Consider the following 16,963-nt stretch of genomic DNA (forward strand, 5'->3'; position numbering starts at 1 on the left):
ATATTTATTTGACAGAAACGCACAAAAAAGTTGCAAACACATCAAAAAGTTAAATAATATATTATTTTTAGCTCAAAAAGAAACGAATTACAATCATCTTAAAATAATAGACAACAGACTAACAATTTAAAAGCAATTCCAACGATTTTGATTACAAATTAAAAGAATATAGAATAGGCTTCTCATTTCGTGTCATAGAAATGATAGAATTTAGTATCATCATGAAATTAAATTTTTAATTTTGCCAAACATTTTGATACATAAAACAGGTATTATCATACAATAAAGATAGTAAGAATGAAGAAACAAGAACTTTTTAACAACGAAGCAAAAGGATTCCCTTACCAACGACATCCCAAACAGCCGGGCCTGTACGATGCGGCATACGAACATGATGCCTGCGGTGTTGGTATGCTGGTAAACATTCACGGAGAAAAGTCACACGACATTGTTGAGTCGGCTTTAAAAGTATTAGAGAATATGCGCCACCGCGGTGCCGAAGGTGCAGACAACAAAACCGGGGACGGTGCAGGCATTATGTTACAAATTCCGCATGAGTTTATTTTATTGCAGGGTATTCCCGTTCCGGAAAAGGGACGTTATGGCACCGGTCTGCTTTTTTTACCGAAAAAAGAGAAAGACCAGGCAACTATTTTGAGTATCATTATTGAGGAAATCGAAAAAGAAGGACTTACGCTGATGCATCTGCGTAATGTACCTACTTGCCCGGAAATTCTGGGAGAAGCGGCTTTGGCTAACGAACCGGATATCAAACAGGTATTTATCACGGGATTTACTGAGACAGAAACTGCCGATCGTAAACTGTATCTGATCCGTAAAAGAATAGAAAATAAAGTCAGAATGTCAGCCATTCCGGCGAAAGAGGATTTTTACATCGTTTCGCTCTCTACAAAAAGTATTATATATAAAGGTATGCTTTCGTCATTGCAGCTACGGAACTATTATCCCGACCTGACGAACAATTACTTCACCAGCGGGTTGGCTTTGGTGCATTCCCGTTTCAGTACTAACACTTTCCCGACATGGGGATTGGCACAACCTTTCCGCCTTCTGGCACACAATGGTGAAATCAATACGATTCGCGGCAACCGCGGGTGGATGGAAGCTCGCGAAAGTGTACTCTCCTCTCCCACTCTCGGGGATATCAAAGAGATCCGTCCGATTATACAGCCGGGCATGAGTGATAGCGCCTCATTGGACAACGTGCTGGAGTTTTTGGTAATGTCGGGATTGAGCCTGCCCCACGCAATGGCAATGCTTGTGCCGGAGTCTTTCAATGAGAAGAACCCTATCAGTGAAGATTTGAAGTCCTTTTATGAATATCATTCCATACTAATGGAACCTTGGGACGGACCGGCTGCCTTGTTATTCAGCGACGGACGCTTTGCCGGTGGTATGCTCGACCGTAACGGTCTGCGCCCCGCCCGTTACCTGATTACCAAAAATGATATGATGGTGGTTGCCTCAGAAGTCGGTGTAATGGATTTCGAACCGGGAGATATCAAAGAGAAAGGACGGCTGCAACCGGGTAAAATTCTACTGGTTGATACGGAAAAAGGCGAAATATTTTATGACGGTGAGCTGAAGAAACAACTGGCGGAAGCAAAACCGTACCGTATCTGGTTGTCTACAAACCGTATCGAACTGGATGAATTGAAAAGCGGACGCAAAATGCCTCATCATGTAGAGAATTACGACCGGATGCTCCGTACTTTCGGTTACTCAAAGGAGGATATCGAGAAACTGATTATACCCATGGCAAGTACCGGAGCCGAACCGATTCATTCAATGGGTAACGACACTCCGCTGGCTGTACTCTCGGACAAGCCGCAGTTGCTTTACAATTATTTCCGCCAGCAATTTGCCCAAGTGACAAATCCGCCAATTGACCCGCTACGCGAGGAATTGGTGATGTCATTGACGGAATATATCGGAGCAGTCGGTATGAATATTCTGACACCTAGTGAAAGCCATTGTAAAATGGTACGTCTGAATCACCCGATCCTAAGCAATACACAGCTGGATATCCTTTGCAATATCCGCTATAAAGGTTTTAAGACTGTCAAACTGTCGATGTTGTTTGAAGTAGCCAAAGGGAAAGCCGGATTACAGGAAGCACTGACCGAACTTTGCAAACAGGCGGAGGCCTCCGTAACAGAAGGAGTAAACTATATCGTCCTGACAGACCGGAATGTAGATGCCACTCATGCAGTGATTCCTTCACTTCTGGCAGTGAGTGCCGTTCATCATCATTTAATTTCTGTAGGGAAACGCGTACAGACAGCGCTGGTTGTGGAAAGCGGTGAAATACGTGAAGTGATGCACGCTGCATTATTGCTGGGATTCGGAGCAAGCGCCCTAAATCCATACATGGCTTTTGCTATTCTTGATAAGTTGGTAAAAAACAAAGATATCCAACTGGATTATGCCACGGCAGAGAAAAACTACATCAAGTCAATCTGCAAGGGACTTTTCAAGATTATGAGTAAAATGGGTATCTCTACGATCCGTTCTTATCGGGGAGCAAAAATCTTTGAAGCTATCGGTTTGAGTGAAGAACTGAGCAAAGCATATTTCGGAGGACTAGGTTCACCGATTGGAGGTATCCGATTGGAGGAGGTAGCTAGAGACGCCATTGCTTTCCATAATGAAGGATTTGCAGCAGAGGCAGGCGGATTATTACCGAATAAAGGTTTGTATTCTTTCCGTAAAGACGGAGAAAAACATGCCTGGAATCCTGAAACAATCAGTACATTACAGTTGGCCACCCGTTTGGGTAGTTACAAGAAATTTAAGGAATACACTCACTTGGTAGATGAAAAGGAAAAACCTATTTTCCTGCGCGATTTCTTAAATTTCCGTCGTAATCCGATTTCTATCGAACAGGTAGAACCGGTGGAAAGCATCTTACGCCGCTTCGTTACGGGTGCCATGTCTTTCGGCTCTATCAGCAAGGAAGCACATGAAGCAATAGCTATTGCCATGAATAGGATCCACGGACGCAGCAATACGGGTGAAGGGGGTGAAGATGCTGCCCGTTTCCAGCCGTTACCTGATGGAAATTCCATGCGAAGTGCTATTAAACAAGTAGCTTCCGGCCGGTTTGGCGTGACGACAGAATATTTGGTAAATGCAGATGAAATACAGATTAAAATTGCCCAAGGAGCCAAACCGGGCGAGGGCGGACAACTTCCCGGATTCAAAGTGAACGATGTGATTGCCAAAACACGTCACTCTATTCCGGGAATTTCGCTGATTTCTCCTCCTCCCCACCACGACATTTATTCTATCGAAGATTTGGCTCAACTGATTTTTGATTTGAAGAACATAAATCCACAAGCAAAAATCAGCGTGAAACTGGTAGCGGAAAGTGGCGTTGGAACAATTGCTGCCGGTGTGGCAAAAGCGAAAGCGGACTTGATTGTGATCTCCGGAGCGGAAGGCGGTACAGGGGCTTCGCCCGCTTCTTCTATCCGTTATGCAGGTATCTCTCCCGAACTGGGATTAAGCGAAACACAGCAGACATTAGTCTTGAACGGACTTCGCGGACAAGTAGTACTGCAAGCCGACGGCCAGTTAAAAACCGGACGAGATATTATCCTAATGGCATTAATGGGAGCCGAAGAATACGGTTTTGCCACTTCCGCCCTCATCGTACTAGGTTGCGTGATGATGCGGAAATGTCATCAAAATACTTGTCCGGTTGGAGTTGCCACCCAGAATGAGGAACTGCGCAAACGCTTCCATGGCCGTAGCGAATACCTAGTAAATTTCTTCACTTTCCTGGCACAGGAAGTCCGGGAATATCTGGCTGAAATGGGATTCACAAAAATGGACGACATCATCGGACGGACTGATTTGATTGAACGTAAATCGGGGACGGACGACCCGAATCCGAAGCACGCATTAATTGATTTCACAAGATTACTGACACGCATTGACAATAGTGCAGCTATCCGCCACGTCATTGACCAGGACCATGCTATTTCTACTGTAAAGGATGTGACGATTATTGATGCAGCTCAGGCGGCTATTGAACATGAGAAAGAGATTTCTCTGGAATATACGATAGCTAATACCGACCGTGCTATCGGCGCTATGCTTTCCGGCGTCATCGCCAAGAAGTATGGAGAAAGAGGATTACCGGAACATACGTTGAACGTGAAATTCAAAGGCTCGGCAGGTCAGTCATTCGGTGCATTCTTAGTACCGGGAGTTAATTTCAAACTGGAAGGCGAGGCTAACGATTATCTGGGAAAAGGGTTAAGCGGTGGTCGTATTGCCGTACTCCCTCCTATCCGTAGCAACTTCGAAGCTGAAAAGAATACGATTGCAGGCAATACGTTACTTTATGGAGCTACAAGTGGTGAAGTGTATATCAACGGACGTGTAGGTGAACGTTTTGCTGTACGTAATTCCGGTGCAGTAGCCGTAGTAGAAGGTGTAGGCGATCATTGTTGCGAATATATGACTGGAGGACGTGTGGTGGTTCTCGGACAGACAGGACGCAACTTCGCTGCCGGTATGAGTGGTGGGGTAGCGTATGTATGGAATAAGGAAGGAAACTTTGACTATTTCTGCAATATGGAAATGGTAGAACTTTCACTGATTGAAGAAGCCAGTTACCGAAAAGAATTACACGAACTGATTCGTCAACATTACTTATATACAGGTTCGAAACTGGCACGTACCATGCTTGATGACTGGAATCATTATGTCGATCAATTTATCCAGGTAGTGCCTATCGAGTACAAAAAAGTGCTACAGGAAGAGCAAATGAGAAAGTTACAACAAAAGATTGCAGATATGCAAAGAGACTATTAACCGACAACCGGCAGATGCCGGAGCCAGGTTTCCATGCGGGACTAAAATTAAACTTAAAACTTAAAGAAAATGGGAGATCCTAGAGCTTTTTTAAATATACCTCGACAGGAAGCGGGATACCGCCCTGTGAACGAACGAATCACTGATTACAGCCAGGTAGAACAAACATTGAATACAAACAGCCGCAAGTTACAGGCTTCTCGCTGTATGGACTGCGGCGTACCCTTCTGCCACTGGGCATGCCCGATAGGGAATAAACAACCGGAATGGCAGGACGCTTTATTCAAAGGGAAATGGAGAGAGGCATACGAAATCCTATCGTCCACCTGTGACTTTCCTGAATTTACGGGGCGTATTTGTCCAGCCCTTTGTGAGAAGTCTTGTGTACTAAAACTTTCATGTGACCAACCTGTGACGATTCGCGAAAACGAAGCGGCTATCGTTGAAGCAGCTTTTCGTGAAGGATATATACAAATACAGACCCCGGAAAGAAACGGAAAGAAAGTAGCGGTTATTGGTGCCGGTCCTGCCGGACTGGTCGTGGCCAATCAACTCAATCTAAAAGGATATTCAGTAACCTTATTTGATAAGAACGAAGCTCCCGGCGGATTGCTACGTTTCGGTATTCCCAATTTTAAACTGGATAAGAATGTGATTGACCGGCGCATGAATATCTTAACTGCGGAAGGAATCAAGTTTGAAATGGGAGTAGAAATTGACGTCAATCATTTACCGGAGGGATTCGACGCTTACTGCATCTGTACGGGAACACCGGCAGCACGCGATTTAAGTATTCCGGGACGGGATTTGAAAGGTATTTACTTTGCACTTGAAATGCTGGCCCAACAGAATAGGATTCTGGAAGGACAAACTTTCTCCAAAGATAAATTAGTGAATGCCAAGGGCAAAAAGGTACTTGTCATTGGTGGTGGAGATACGGGGTCGGATTGCATCGGAACTAGTGTGCGCCAAGGAGCAACCAGCGTAACGCAGATTGAGATCATGCCCCAGCCACCCGTGGGACATAACCCGTCTACCCCCTGGCCGCAGTGGCCGGTAGTCCTCAAGACTACTTCCAGCCATGAAGAAGGTTGCATACGCCGCTGGTGCCTCACTTCCAATCAATTCCTAGGAAAAAATGGGAACGTAACAGGTGTGGAAGTGGAAGAAGTAGAATGGATTCCGGCAACAGACGGAGGACGTCCGACACTGAAACCTACCGGAAAAAAAGAGGTGATCGAGGCAGATATGGTATTGCTGGCCATGGGATTCTTAAAACCGGAACAACCGAATTTTGCCGATAATGTATTTCTTGCCGGAGATGCTGCTACCGGAGCCAGTCTGGTGGTACGCGCCATGGCAGGAGGACGAAAGACGGCTGCGGAAATAGATACTTATTTAACAACTAAAAATTAAAGTTATGTGTGGAATAGCAGGTATACTCAATATAAAAGCTCAAACCAAGGAGCTAAGAGATAAAGCATTGAAAATGGCTCAGAAAATCCGTCACCGCGGACCGGACTGGAGTGGTATCTATGTAGGTGGAAGTGCGATTTTGGCACACGAACGCCTTTCAATTGTCGACCCGCAAAGTGGAGGGCAGCCTTTGTACTCTCCCGACCGGAAACAAGTACTTGCCGTAAACGGTGAAATCTATAACCACCGGGAAATCCGTACCCGATATGCCGGAAAATATGATTTTCAGACGGGAAGTGATTGTGAAGTTATTCTTGCCCTTTACAAAGACAAAGGCATTCACTTTTTGGAAGATATCAGCGGAATCTTTGCATTCGTTCTCTACGATGAAGAAAAAGATGAATTTCTGATTGCCCGTGACCCAATTGGCGTCATACCTTTATATATAGGCAGGGACAAAGACGGGAAAATATATTTCGGCAGCGAGCTGAAAGCTCTTGAAGGATTTTGCGATGAGTATGAATTATTCCTTCCGGGACATTACTATTACAGCAAGGAAGGGCAAATGAAACGTTGGTACGCACGCGACTGGACGGAATATGAAACTGTAAAAGACAACGATGCGAAAGCCGGCGATGTGAAAGAAGCATTAGAAGATGCCGTTCATCGCCAATTAATGAGTGATGTGCCTTACGGAGTACTTCTTTCCGGTGGCTTGGATAGTTCTGTTATCTCCGCCATTGCCAAGAAATATGCGGCCAAACGTATAGAAACAGACGGAGCAAGCGATGCATGGTGGCCTCAACTTCACTCCTTTGCTATCGGTCTGAAAGGTGCACCCGACTTGATAAAAGCACGTGAGGTTGCCGAATATATCGGTACCGTACACCACGAAATAAACTACACCGTGCAGGAAGGACTAGATGCGATCCGTGATGTTATCTATTTTATCGAAACGTATGATGTAACTACCGTACGGGCTTCCACTCCTATGTATCTATTGGCACGTGTCATTAAATCTATGGGAATCAAAATGGTGCTGAGCGGAGAAGGTGCCGACGAAGTTTTCGGAGGATACCTTTATTTCCATAAGGCTCCCACCCCACAAGCATTTCATGAAGAAACAGTACGTAAACTTTCTAAATTACACATGTATGACTGTCTTCGTGCTAATAAAAGTTTGTCAGCTTGGGGCGTAGAGGGACGTGTACCATTCTTAGACAAAGAGTTTCTTGATGTCGCAATGACGTTGAATCCGAAAGCCAAAATGTGTCCCGGAAAAAACATTGAAAAGAGAATCGTACGCGAAGCCTTTGCCGATATGCTACCGGAAAGCGTGGCATGGAGACAGAAAGAGCAGTTCAGTGACGGTGTAGGGTATTCCTGGATTGATACGTTAAAAGAAATAACCACTGCTGCCGTAAGTGATGAACAAATGGAAAACGCGGCCGGGCGCTTCCCTATCAATACCCCGCAAAATAAAGAAGAATATTATTACCGCAGTATCTTTGAAGAACATTTCCCCAGCGAAAGTGCAGCACGCAGTGTACCCAGTGTTCCCAGCGTAGCCTGCTCTACAGCAGAAGCGCTGGCATGGGATATCGCCTTCAAGAACCTGAATGAACCGAGCGGACGCGCAGTAAAAGGAATACATGAAGAAGCCTATACTTAACTGACGACAGAAAGAATCACAGAATCGGTTATTTCTGTTACTTTCTTGTAGTATTTCTATTCTAAATCCCAAGGATTAACGCAGATTAGCATATAATTGACTAATTTGCGTTTTCTTTTTTATAATTTTGAAGCCAAACCCAATTAAACCTATATAAACCCTTTAAAAGATAAAACGAATGAATTTAAAAAAAATGATGATAGGTTCCGCCCTTTTAATGGCTGCATGTTGTATGCAGGCGCAGACAAAAGCAATTGCTCACCGCGGTTTCTGGAAAACCCCGGGATCATCACAAAACAGTATTACATCACTTCTAAAAGCAGACTCTATCGGTTGTTATGGTTCAGAATTTGATGTTTGGCTTACTAAAGACAGCAAGTTAGTAGTCAATCATGATCCTGTGTACAAAATGAGACCTATGGAGTATTCTAAAGGAGACGCGCTCACTGGGTTGAAATTATCAAATGGAGAAAACCTCCCAAGTCTGGAGCAGTACTTAAAAGTCGGAAAAGAACATAATACTAAACTGATACTTGAACTGAAAGCACTTAACAGCAAAAAGCGCGAAACCAAAGCCGTTCAGGAAATTCTGGCTACGGTGAAAAAAATGGGATTAGAGAGCCGCATGGAATATATCACTTTCTCATTGCATGCCATGAAAGAGTTTATCCGCCTGGCACCTGCCGGCACTCCGGTATTCTATCTGAACGGTGAATTATCTCCGAAAGAATTAAAAGGACTCGGGGCTACGGGTCTTGACTATCACATGGGAGTGATTAAAAAACATCCCGAATGGATTAAAGAAGCTCATGACCTTGGTCTGAAAGTCAATGTGTGGACAGTGGACGAAACCGAAGAAATGAAGTGGTTAATTGAACAGAAAGTAGATTTCATTACGACCAATGAGCCGGTTGTTTTGTTGGAAGAACTAAAAAAGAATAAATAAAACATACACATTCAATACTCTATCCTTCAACATTAATGAAACAAGGTTGTGTCAAAACGCTGACACAGCCTTTTTTTATGCGCAAAGCCCAGACTTTCTCAAGCCCGGGCTTTGTTATTACCCAAAGTTTTCGTATCTTTAGGTATAAAGTTTTTCGTTATGGCAAAGTTACATTTTCGTCCTTACATTCCCAATCAAACCGTTCTTTTTCCACAAAGAATTGATGAAAACATAGCTGCGACCGACCCAGTCCGCATCGTGAATGCTGTTATTGACAATCTCAATCTTGAGAGTTTCAAGAAGCTTTATAAGGAAACGGGCCGTTGTCCTTATCATCCTAAAATGATGCTTAAGGTGATAATCTACGCCTACATGAATAATATCTATTCTTGCCGTAAAATAGAGAAGCACCTCCGTCGTGACATTCATTATATTTGGCTTGCCGGTAATGAGCATCCGGATTTTATCACGATCAACCGTTTTCGTAACCGTGTAAAGGAGGAAATAAATAATGTATTTACCCAGTTGGTTCTTGTCCTTGCCGATAAAGGTTTCATCAGCCTTGATGTAGAGTATATCGACGGCACCAAGATTGAATCCAAAGCCAACAAATATACTTTTGTCTGGCGCAAGACAGTCGAACGGAACCGTACGATACTAATGGATAAAATCCGTATTCTCTTGGAGCAGGTGGATCAAGCCATTGCACAGGAGAACTCTATAAAAGACACATCCGTGGAGTTTACTCCCTGCAGGCTCTCTGACATAGTGGATGAACTTAAAGAAGCCCTGGAACGCCAGCCTGCAACAAAGGATAAGGAAGAAAAGAAAGCCCTGCGCAAAAAGAAGAAGCAGGTCATGGAACTTGAAGGGTATCGTGACAAGCTGATAGAATACGACAATCACCTTGATACCCTTGGAGAACGTAACTCCTATTCCAAGACCGATCCTGGTGCCACATTCATGCGCATGAAAGAAGATGCCATGAAGAACGGGCAGACCAAACCCGGATATAATCTGCAAATAGGTACTGAAAACCAATTCATCACAGACTTCCGTCTGTTTCCCAACCCTACCGATACACTGACCCTCATACCTTTTTTCCACTCTTTCCAGTACCGCTATAACCGTTTACCGAATATCTGTGTGGCAGACTCCGGTTACGGTTCGGAAGAAAATTACCGGTTCATGCAGGAGAATGGGATAGAAGCCTTCATCAAGTACAATTACTTCCATAAAGAACAGCGTCCTCGTTATACTCCCAACCCGTTCCATGCCGAAAGTCTCCATTACAATGCCCAAGAGGATTATTACGTTTGTCCTATGGGACAGCACATGAACCGTATAGGAACCAAACGTGACAAGACAGCGAGCGGATACATCATCGAAAGTGCCCGGTATAAAGCAAAAAGATGCGAAGGTTGCCCTTTGCGTGGCAGTTGTTTTAAAGCTCGGGGGAACCGTATTATAGAAGTCAACCACCGATTAAATCAATACAAACGGCAGGCACGGGAAAGGTTGCTCTCAGAAGAAGGTATCAAGCATAGAGGCAGGAGGTGTATAGAACCAGAGGCTGTGTTTGGACAAATGAAATACAACATGGCATACAGAAGATTCCGGCATGTGGGAGAAGACAAGGTTACAATGGACTTTGCTTTCTTTGCTATAGCCTTTAATATCAAAAAAATGTGTGCTAAACTGATAAAAGAAGGAAAGGGGCTCATTGCAGTTGCCAAATATATGTTTATGGGACTATTTATAACCCGATATAATTGGAATATAGCAACTTGTTGCCAAATGCATGAGGAAAAAGCAGCATAGCCAAAAGAAAATATAGCAGAACTGTAAAATATAAAAGAGGTTGTGCCAACGTTTTGACACAACCTCGTTTCTCGGTGTCAAACGTATGGTTTCTTTTAAAGAAAAATGCAAACATATAAGAACTTAATTATCAATACACTACATTTTTCGTTATTTTTAATTGAGGAAGAAATTGATATTTCTATGCATACTTATAAAAGATTACAGTCCGATCACTTGAAATCATCTAATACATCTTTCAGTTCTTCCACTGTCAACTCCCCAACTTGTCTCCAGAGTTCATTTCTCTTATGTAATAAAAGAAAAGCCGGAATAGTATCTATGTTATGCGCATCGGCTATTGCCTTATCTTCTCCAACATTTACTCGTACTAATTCGATTGTCCTCTTCTCATAAGTACGGAGTACCGGCCCTATCCATTCGTAATGAGGCGACCAGTCCGCATAAAATACAACCAATACCAAATGATTGGTTCGTACTGCTGTTTCTAATTGTTTCTCTATATTCATATCTCTACATTTTTATATTAATATAGTGCTAGAACAATGAATACGGGAAAAGGTTCTTCAGAGTATCCGGCAAGCAATATGATAGTGAAATAAAGCTATCCGCTTTCATTTCGTCAAAACAAGAAGGAGTTTTTTCCTATTCTTATGACTAAATTTAAAGATTATCAAGGCTAATTATTCTTTATATATTATGAAAGTATATGCAAAACAATTCACCTAAATAACAGTTTATCAATATACACATATATATAATTTCAGATTATAACCAAACATAGCTATATACGAAACAATTGAAAGTTTACATAAAATAAATAGAGATTAGATATATATTTCAATAAAACATAAAGCAAAAAGTCATACCTTTGCGTTGTAATAAAACAAAAGGATACAACAACCAGCAAATACAAGTCAAAATGACAAAAAAGATTAAGTTCACTAAAATGCATGGAGCAGGAAATGACTACATATATGTAGACACTACCAACTATCCGATAGCAGCTCCTGAAAAGAAAGCAATCGAATGGAGCAAGTTCCATACAGGAATTGGGAGTGACGGACTTATATTGATCGGAAACTCTGATAAGGCTGATTTCAGTATGCGTATTTTCAATGCAGACGGTTCGGAAGCGATGATGTGTGGTAATGGAAGCCGTTGTGTAGGCAAATATGTATATGAATATGGCTTGACTGATAAAACAGAAATCACTCTGGACACACTGTCGGGAATTAAAATTCTGAAACTTCATGTAGAAGGAAAAACAGTTACAGCAGTCACAGTAGATATGGGCAGTCCATTAGAAACAGGAGAAGTTCATTTTGAGGACAAATATCCTTTCCGATCAACCAGAGTATCAATGGGAAATCCTCATCTGGTTACTTTCGTGGATGATATTACCCAGATTAATTTGCCGGAAATCGGCCCTGAATTGGAGAATCATCATCTTTTCCCCGACAGAACCAATGTAGAGTTTGCACAAATTGTCTGCAAAGATACTATACGGATGAGAGTATGGGAAAGAGGTTCGGGAATTACTCAAGCCTGTGGGACAGGTGCTTGTGCTACCGCAGTAGCAGCCTTCATCAACGAGCTTACAGGAAGAAAAAGCGATATAATAATGGACGGTGGTACAGTCACCATTGAATGGGATGAAGCCTCGGGCCATATATTAATGACGGGACCGGCAACTAAAGTTTTTGACGGAGAAATTGAAGAAATCGAGGGTTGAGGGGTTGAAAATGAAGAATTAATAATAATAATTGATAGAAACTTAAAACAATAACCACATGGCATTAGTAAACGAACACTTTTTAAAATTACCGGGAAGCTATTTATTCTCGGATATAGCAAAAAAGATAAATACTTTTAGGATAACGCATCCCAAGCAGGACATCATCCGGCTAGGTATCGGCGATGTTACTCAGCCACTTCCCAAGGCTTGTATCGAAGCAATGCACAAAGCAGTAGAAGAACTAGCCGATAAGGATACATTCCGCGGATATGGTCCTGAACAGGGATATGATTTTCTAATTGAAGCAATTATAAAAAATGACTTTGCTCCGCGCGGTATTCATTTCTCCGCTTCAGAGATATTCATCAGCGACGGAGCAAAAAGCGATACTGGAAATATCGGAGATATTCTCCGTCATGACAACAGTGTCGGCGTCACAGACCCTATTTATCCGGTTTATATAGACAGTAACGTCATGTGCGGACGTGCCGGAGTATTAGAGGAAGAAACAGGTAAGTGGAGTAATGTAACTTATATGCCTTGCACAAGTGAAAATAACTTCATACCCGAAATTCCGGACAAACGGATAGATATTGTCTATCTCTGCTATCCGAATAACCCGACTGGCACTACACTGACAAAACCGGAATTGAAGAAATGGGTAGATTACGCTTTGGCAAATGACACGTTGCTCCTATTCGACGCTGCTTATGAGGCATATATTCAGGATGCGGATGTCCCCCACTCTATTTATGAAATCAAGGGAGCCAAGAAGTGCGCCATTGAGTTCCGTAGTTTTTCGAAGACGGCAGGATTCACCGGAGTGCGTTGCGGATACACTGTAGTCCCCAAAGAACTTACCGCCGCAACACTCGAAGGAGACAGAATCCCACTCAACAGACTGTGGAACCGCCGCCAATGTACTAAGTTCAACGGCACTTCCTATATCACTCAACGGGCGGCAGAAGCAGTTTACAGCGCAGAAGGAAAGGAACAGATTAAAGAAACAATTAACTATTATATGACCAATGCAGGAATCATGAAGGAAGGACTGGAAGCTAGCGGATTGAAAGTTTACGGAGGAGTCAACGCTCCCTATTTATGGGTGAAAACCCCGAATGGCCTTTCTTCATGGCGGTTCTTTGAGCAGATGTTGTATGAGGCCAACGTAGTCGGAACTCCCGGTGTAGGTTTTGGCCCCAGCGGCGAAGGCTATATCCGTCTGACGGCATTCGGTGAACGTAACGACTGCATTGAAGCCATGAGAAGAATAAAGAACTGGCTTTGAGCAGACATAGAATGGTTCTCTTATTATGATGTAAGAGGTGGCAGCAGGTATGGGATTCATCATCTTCAAAGTGCTCGACAAAGTCCACGGACTCCGCGTTCCGGCACGAGTTGAAGAAGAAAGGCTGGATATCTACGAACACGGAGAATCAGCATACAACTAACCATATAAGAGAACGTAATTATTTACTCTAACATATTTAACAATAAATCAAATTAGGTATTATGTCAAAACTAAGATTCAGAGTAGTAGAGACTGCTTTCAAGAAGAAAGCGGTTGAGGTAGCAACTCCTGTTGAACGTCCGTCGGAATATTTCGCCAAGTATGTGTTCAACAAGGAAAAGATGTTTAAATACCTTCCCAGCAAAGTGTATAATGCACTGATTGATGCTATTGATAATGGTGCTCCGCTAGACCGTAGCATTGCTGACGAAGTAGCTGCCGGCATGAAAAAATGGGCTATCGAAATGGGTGTCACTCATTATACCCACTGGTTTGCACCCCTGACCGAAGGTACGGCAGAAAAACATGATGCTTTTGTTGAACATGACGGTAAAGGTGGCATGATGGAAGAATTTACGGGCAAATTACTTGTTCAGCAAGAGCCGGATGCTTCCTCTTTCCCGAATGGAGGTATCCGTAATACTTTTGAAGCCCGTGGATATAGTGCCTGGGACCCTTCATCTCCTGCATTCATTGTAGATGATACTCTTTGTATCCCGACTGTGTTTATTGCATACACCGGCGAGGCCCTTGACTATAAAGCTCCATTATTGAAAGCATTACGTGCAGTAGACAAAGCAGCCGTAGACGTCTGCCATTATTTCAATCCGGAAGTGAAAAAAGTGGTTGCCTACCTTGGCTGGGAACAAGAATATTTTTTAGTTGATGAAGGTTTATATGCTGCCCGCCCTGACTTATTAATGACAGGACGTACCTTAATGGGACATGACAGTGCTAAAAACCAGCAGTTGGAAGACCACTACTTCGGTGCTATCCCCACCCGTGTAGCTGCTTTTATGAAAGAGCTCGAAATTGAAGCTCTGAAATTGGGTATTCCCGTAAAGACCCGTCACAACGAGGTTGCTCCTAATCAGTTCGAGTTAGCTCCGATATTCGAAGAATGTAACCTGGCAAATGACCATAACTTATTGATTATGTCATTGATGCGCAAGGTAAGCCGTCGACACGGTTTCCGTGTATTACTTCATGAAAAGCCATTTAAAGGTGTCAACGGTTCCGGTAAGCACAACAACTGGTCATTGGGTACTGATACGGGAATCTTATTAATGGGACCGGGGAAGACACCGGAAGACAATCTGCGTTTCGTGACATTTGTAGTAAATACGTTAATGGCAGTTTATCATCATAACGGGTTACTGAAGGCTTCTATCTCCAGTGCAACCAACGCCCACCGCTTAGGCGCCAACGAAGCACCTCCCGCAATCATATCTTCTTTCCTCGGAAAGCAGTTATCGCAAGTATTAGACCATATTGAAAACAGCACAAAAGACAATTTAATCAGCCTTAGCGGCAAACAGGGAATGAAACTGGATATTCCGCAAATACCGGAATTGTTGATTGACAATACAGACCGTAACCGCACCTCTCCTTTTGCCTTCACCGGAAACCGTTTCGAATTCCGTGCCGTAGGTTCCGAAGCAAACTGCGCCTCTGCAATGATTGCGCTGAACTCCGCAGTAGCAGACCAGTTAGCGAAGTTCAAGAAAGACGTGGACGCTCTAATTGAAAAAGGAGAACCGAAAGTTTCCGCTATCCTTGAAATCATTCGCGGATATATCAAAGAATGTAAAGCCATTCACTTCGACGGCAACGGCTACAGTGACGAATGGAAAGAAGAGGCTGCACGCCGTGGTCTGGATTGTGAAACGAGTGTTCCCGTTATCTTCGACAACTACCTGAAACCGGAAACGATTGCCATGTTCGAAGCTACCGGTGTAATGACAAAGAAAGAGTTGGAAGCACGCAATGAAGTGAAATGGGAAACCTACACGAAGAAGATCCAGATTGAAGCCCGTGTATTGGGTGACTTGGCTATGAACCACATTATACCGGTTGCAACCCAGTATCAGACGGATTTGATTAATAACGTCTATAAAATGCAATCCCTGTTTCCGGCAGAAAAAGCGGCGAAACTATCAGCAAAGAATCTGGAACTTATCGAAGAAATTGCTGACCGTACAGCCTTCATCAAAGAGCATGTAGACGCAATGGTAGAAGCGCGTAAAGTGGCGAACAAGATTGAAAGCGAACGTGAAAAAGCCATTGCTTATCACGACACGATTGTTCCGGCACTGGAAGAAATTCGTTATCACATCGACAAGTTGGAACTTATCGTTGACAACCAGATGTGGACACTTCCGAAATACAGAGAACTATTATTTGTAAGATAGAAAAAGAGAATGTCCGATGAAGAAGTTTTCATCGGACATAAAGTAGAAATGATCTATTTCTTTTGTTGGTTGTTTTAAGTTTGCAGTGGAGGGGTACCGTGAGGTAGCCCTCTTCTTTTTCTTATTTTATTCAATAATCTTCGCATCCTCAATATCCTCATCGTGATGTGATATCGGGTTCTTCGGACGGCAACGTACAAACTTAAACCAGTTTATCAATTCAGAAAGCGAATATACCAAGCTACTGATACCAATAATTATAAACGCTGTATTACGTGCTCCTGTCGGATTGAATAAAGCAACGATGCCCGCAATTAAAATCAAAGCGGGAACCAGATAAAATGCTCCCGGAACAGGTGTCCAACGACGAGCCATTGACAAGGAAGCTATCTGCTGCACCCCTCCCATTATCAGGATAAAACCTAACAAGAACATCAGGACATCTGCAAAAAATTCGGGCATTACAATCAGCCAAAGTCCGAAAAGCAGACTGCCGACTCCTTCTATCGGAAAACGGGGCGAAACTCCGTCTTCGGATTTCTTACGTCCGAAATAGCCGAAAAGGCTGATAACACCGGGAATCAAAAAGGCAACTCCAACCGTAATAACGATATAACTGGCAGCTGTATTAGGCCATAGCACCAACACCAGACCAATCACTAATGCAAAGAGAATACGAATAAGGGAATAATTCATTGTTTTCATAAATTCTATATTTTTTAACCAAGTCTGTTTCAATACTTTTGCGAATATAAGTGTTTCTACTGATATATAAAAATAACAAATAAACATTGTAATAAGTTCGTAACAAAATCGTTATAGC

At 43.0% G+C, this 16,963-nt stretch carries 10 protein-coding genes and 1 pseudogene; 9 read left to right on the forward strand and 2 right to left on the reverse strand.

Annotation, left to right across the window (positions count from 1 at the left end):
- Positions 1-297 precede the first annotated feature (297 nt).
- From gltB to CGC64_RS14310, 5 genes are all read left to right on the forward strand, one after another.
- On the forward strand, positions 298-4,845 hold the full coding sequence (gene gltB / locus CGC64_RS14290; protein ID WP_005675685.1) for a glutamate synthase large subunit: 4,548 nt from the start codon (positions 298-300) through the stop codon (positions 4,843-4,845).
- A 69-nt stretch (positions 4,846-4,914) separates the two neighbouring features.
- The gene (locus tag CGC64_RS14295) at positions 4,915-6,261 is read left to right on the forward strand and encodes a glutamate synthase subunit beta (RefSeq protein ID WP_005675684.1); all 1,347 of its coding nucleotides are present in this window, start codon (positions 4,915-4,917) and stop codon (positions 6,259-6,261) included.
- A gap of 4 nt (positions 6,262-6,265) precedes the next feature.
- Positions 6,266-7,933: an asparagine synthase B gene (gene asnB / locus CGC64_RS14300; RefSeq protein WP_005675683.1), complete on the forward strand. Its 1,668-nt coding sequence runs from the start codon at positions 6,266-6,268 to the stop codon at positions 7,931-7,933.
- Positions 7,934-8,111: 178 nt separating this feature from the next.
- Positions 8,112-8,879: a glycerophosphodiester phosphodiesterase family protein gene (locus tag CGC64_RS14305; protein WP_005675682.1), complete on the forward strand. Its 768-nt coding sequence runs from the start codon at positions 8,112-8,114 to the stop codon at positions 8,877-8,879.
- Between the two features lie 159 nt (positions 8,880-9,038).
- Positions 9,039-10,700: an IS1182-like element ISBf3 family transposase gene (locus CGC64_RS14310; protein ID WP_005675681.1), complete on the forward strand. Its 1,662-nt coding sequence runs from the start codon at positions 9,039-9,041 to the stop codon at positions 10,698-10,700.
- Positions 10,701-10,912: 212 nt separating this feature from the next.
- Here the strand turns inward: CGC64_RS14310 and CGC64_RS14315 are convergent, their stop codons facing one another.
- Positions 10,913-11,209: a thioredoxin family protein gene (locus CGC64_RS14315; protein ID WP_005675680.1), complete on the reverse strand. Its 297-nt coding sequence runs from the start codon at positions 11,207-11,209 to the stop codon at positions 10,913-10,915.
- Between the two features lie 413 nt (positions 11,210-11,622).
- On the opposite strand from CGC64_RS14315, the gene dapF reads away from it, so the two are divergent.
- From dapF to CGC64_RS14330, 4 genes and pseudogenes are all read left to right on the forward strand, one after another.
- The gene (dapF, locus tag CGC64_RS14320) at positions 11,623-12,435 is read left to right on the forward strand and encodes a diaminopimelate epimerase (RefSeq protein WP_005675679.1); all 813 of its coding nucleotides are present in this window, start codon (positions 11,623-11,625) and stop codon (positions 12,433-12,435) included.
- Between the two features lie 58 nt (positions 12,436-12,493).
- On the forward strand, positions 12,494-13,726 hold the full coding sequence (locus tag CGC64_RS14325) for an LL-diaminopimelate aminotransferase (protein ID WP_005675678.1): 1,233 nt from the start codon (positions 12,494-12,496) through the stop codon (positions 13,724-13,726).
- Positions 13,727-13,766: 40 nt separating this feature from the next.
- Positions 13,767-13,889 (forward strand): annotated as a pseudogene (locus CGC64_RS18860) (hypothetical protein); the annotation flags it as partial.
- A 61-nt stretch (positions 13,890-13,950) separates the two neighbouring features.
- Entirely contained in the window at positions 13,951-16,140 is a 2,190-nt protein-coding gene (locus tag CGC64_RS14330; RefSeq protein ID WP_005675674.1) for a glutamine synthetase III family protein, read from the forward strand.
- 126 nt (positions 16,141-16,266) lie between these two features.
- On the opposite strand, the gene CGC64_RS14335 is transcribed toward CGC64_RS14330, so the two are convergent.
- On the reverse strand, positions 16,267-16,845 hold the full coding sequence (locus tag CGC64_RS14335; RefSeq protein WP_005681230.1) for an HdeD family acid-resistance protein: 579 nt from the start codon (positions 16,843-16,845) through the stop codon (positions 16,267-16,269).
- Positions 16,846-16,963: the final 118 nt, after the last annotated feature.

The organism is Bacteroides caccae, assembly GCF_002222615.2.
In the GTDB taxonomy this organism is placed as follows: domain Bacteria; phylum Bacteroidota; class Bacteroidia; order Bacteroidales; family Bacteroidaceae; genus Bacteroides; species Bacteroides caccae.

Excerpts from the sequence above, each read along its gene's own strand:
- gltB (WP_005675685.1), top strand. The coding sequence starts at position 298 with ATGAAGAAACAAGAACTTTTTAACAACGAAGCAAAAGGATTCCCTTAC.
- CGC64_RS14295 (WP_005675684.1), top strand. The coding sequence starts at position 4,915 with ATGGGAGATCCTAGAGCTTTTTTAAATATACCTCGACAGGAAGCGGGA.
- asnB (WP_005675683.1), top strand. The coding sequence starts at position 6,266 with ATGTGTGGAATAGCAGGTATACTCAATATAAAAGCTCAAACCAAGGAG.
- CGC64_RS14305 (WP_005675682.1), top strand. The coding sequence starts at position 8,112 with ATGAATTTAAAAAAAATGATGATAGGTTCCGCCCTTTTAATGGCTGCA.
- CGC64_RS14310 (WP_005675681.1), top strand. The coding sequence starts at position 9,039 with ATGGCAAAGTTACATTTTCGTCCTTACATTCCCAATCAAACCGTTCTT.
- CGC64_RS14315 (WP_005675680.1), bottom strand. The coding sequence starts at position 11,209 with ATGAATATAGAGAAACAATTAGAAACAGCAGTACGAACCAATCATTTG.
- dapF (WP_005675679.1), top strand. The coding sequence starts at position 11,623 with ATGACAAAAAAGATTAAGTTCACTAAAATGCATGGAGCAGGAAATGAC.
- CGC64_RS14325 (WP_005675678.1), top strand. The coding sequence starts at position 12,494 with ATGGCATTAGTAAACGAACACTTTTTAAAATTACCGGGAAGCTATTTA.
- CGC64_RS14330 (WP_005675674.1), top strand. The coding sequence starts at position 13,951 with ATGTCAAAACTAAGATTCAGAGTAGTAGAGACTGCTTTCAAGAAGAAA.
- CGC64_RS14335 (WP_005681230.1), bottom strand. The coding sequence starts at position 16,845 with ATGAAAACAATGAATTATTCCCTTATTCGTATTCTCTTTGCATTAGTG.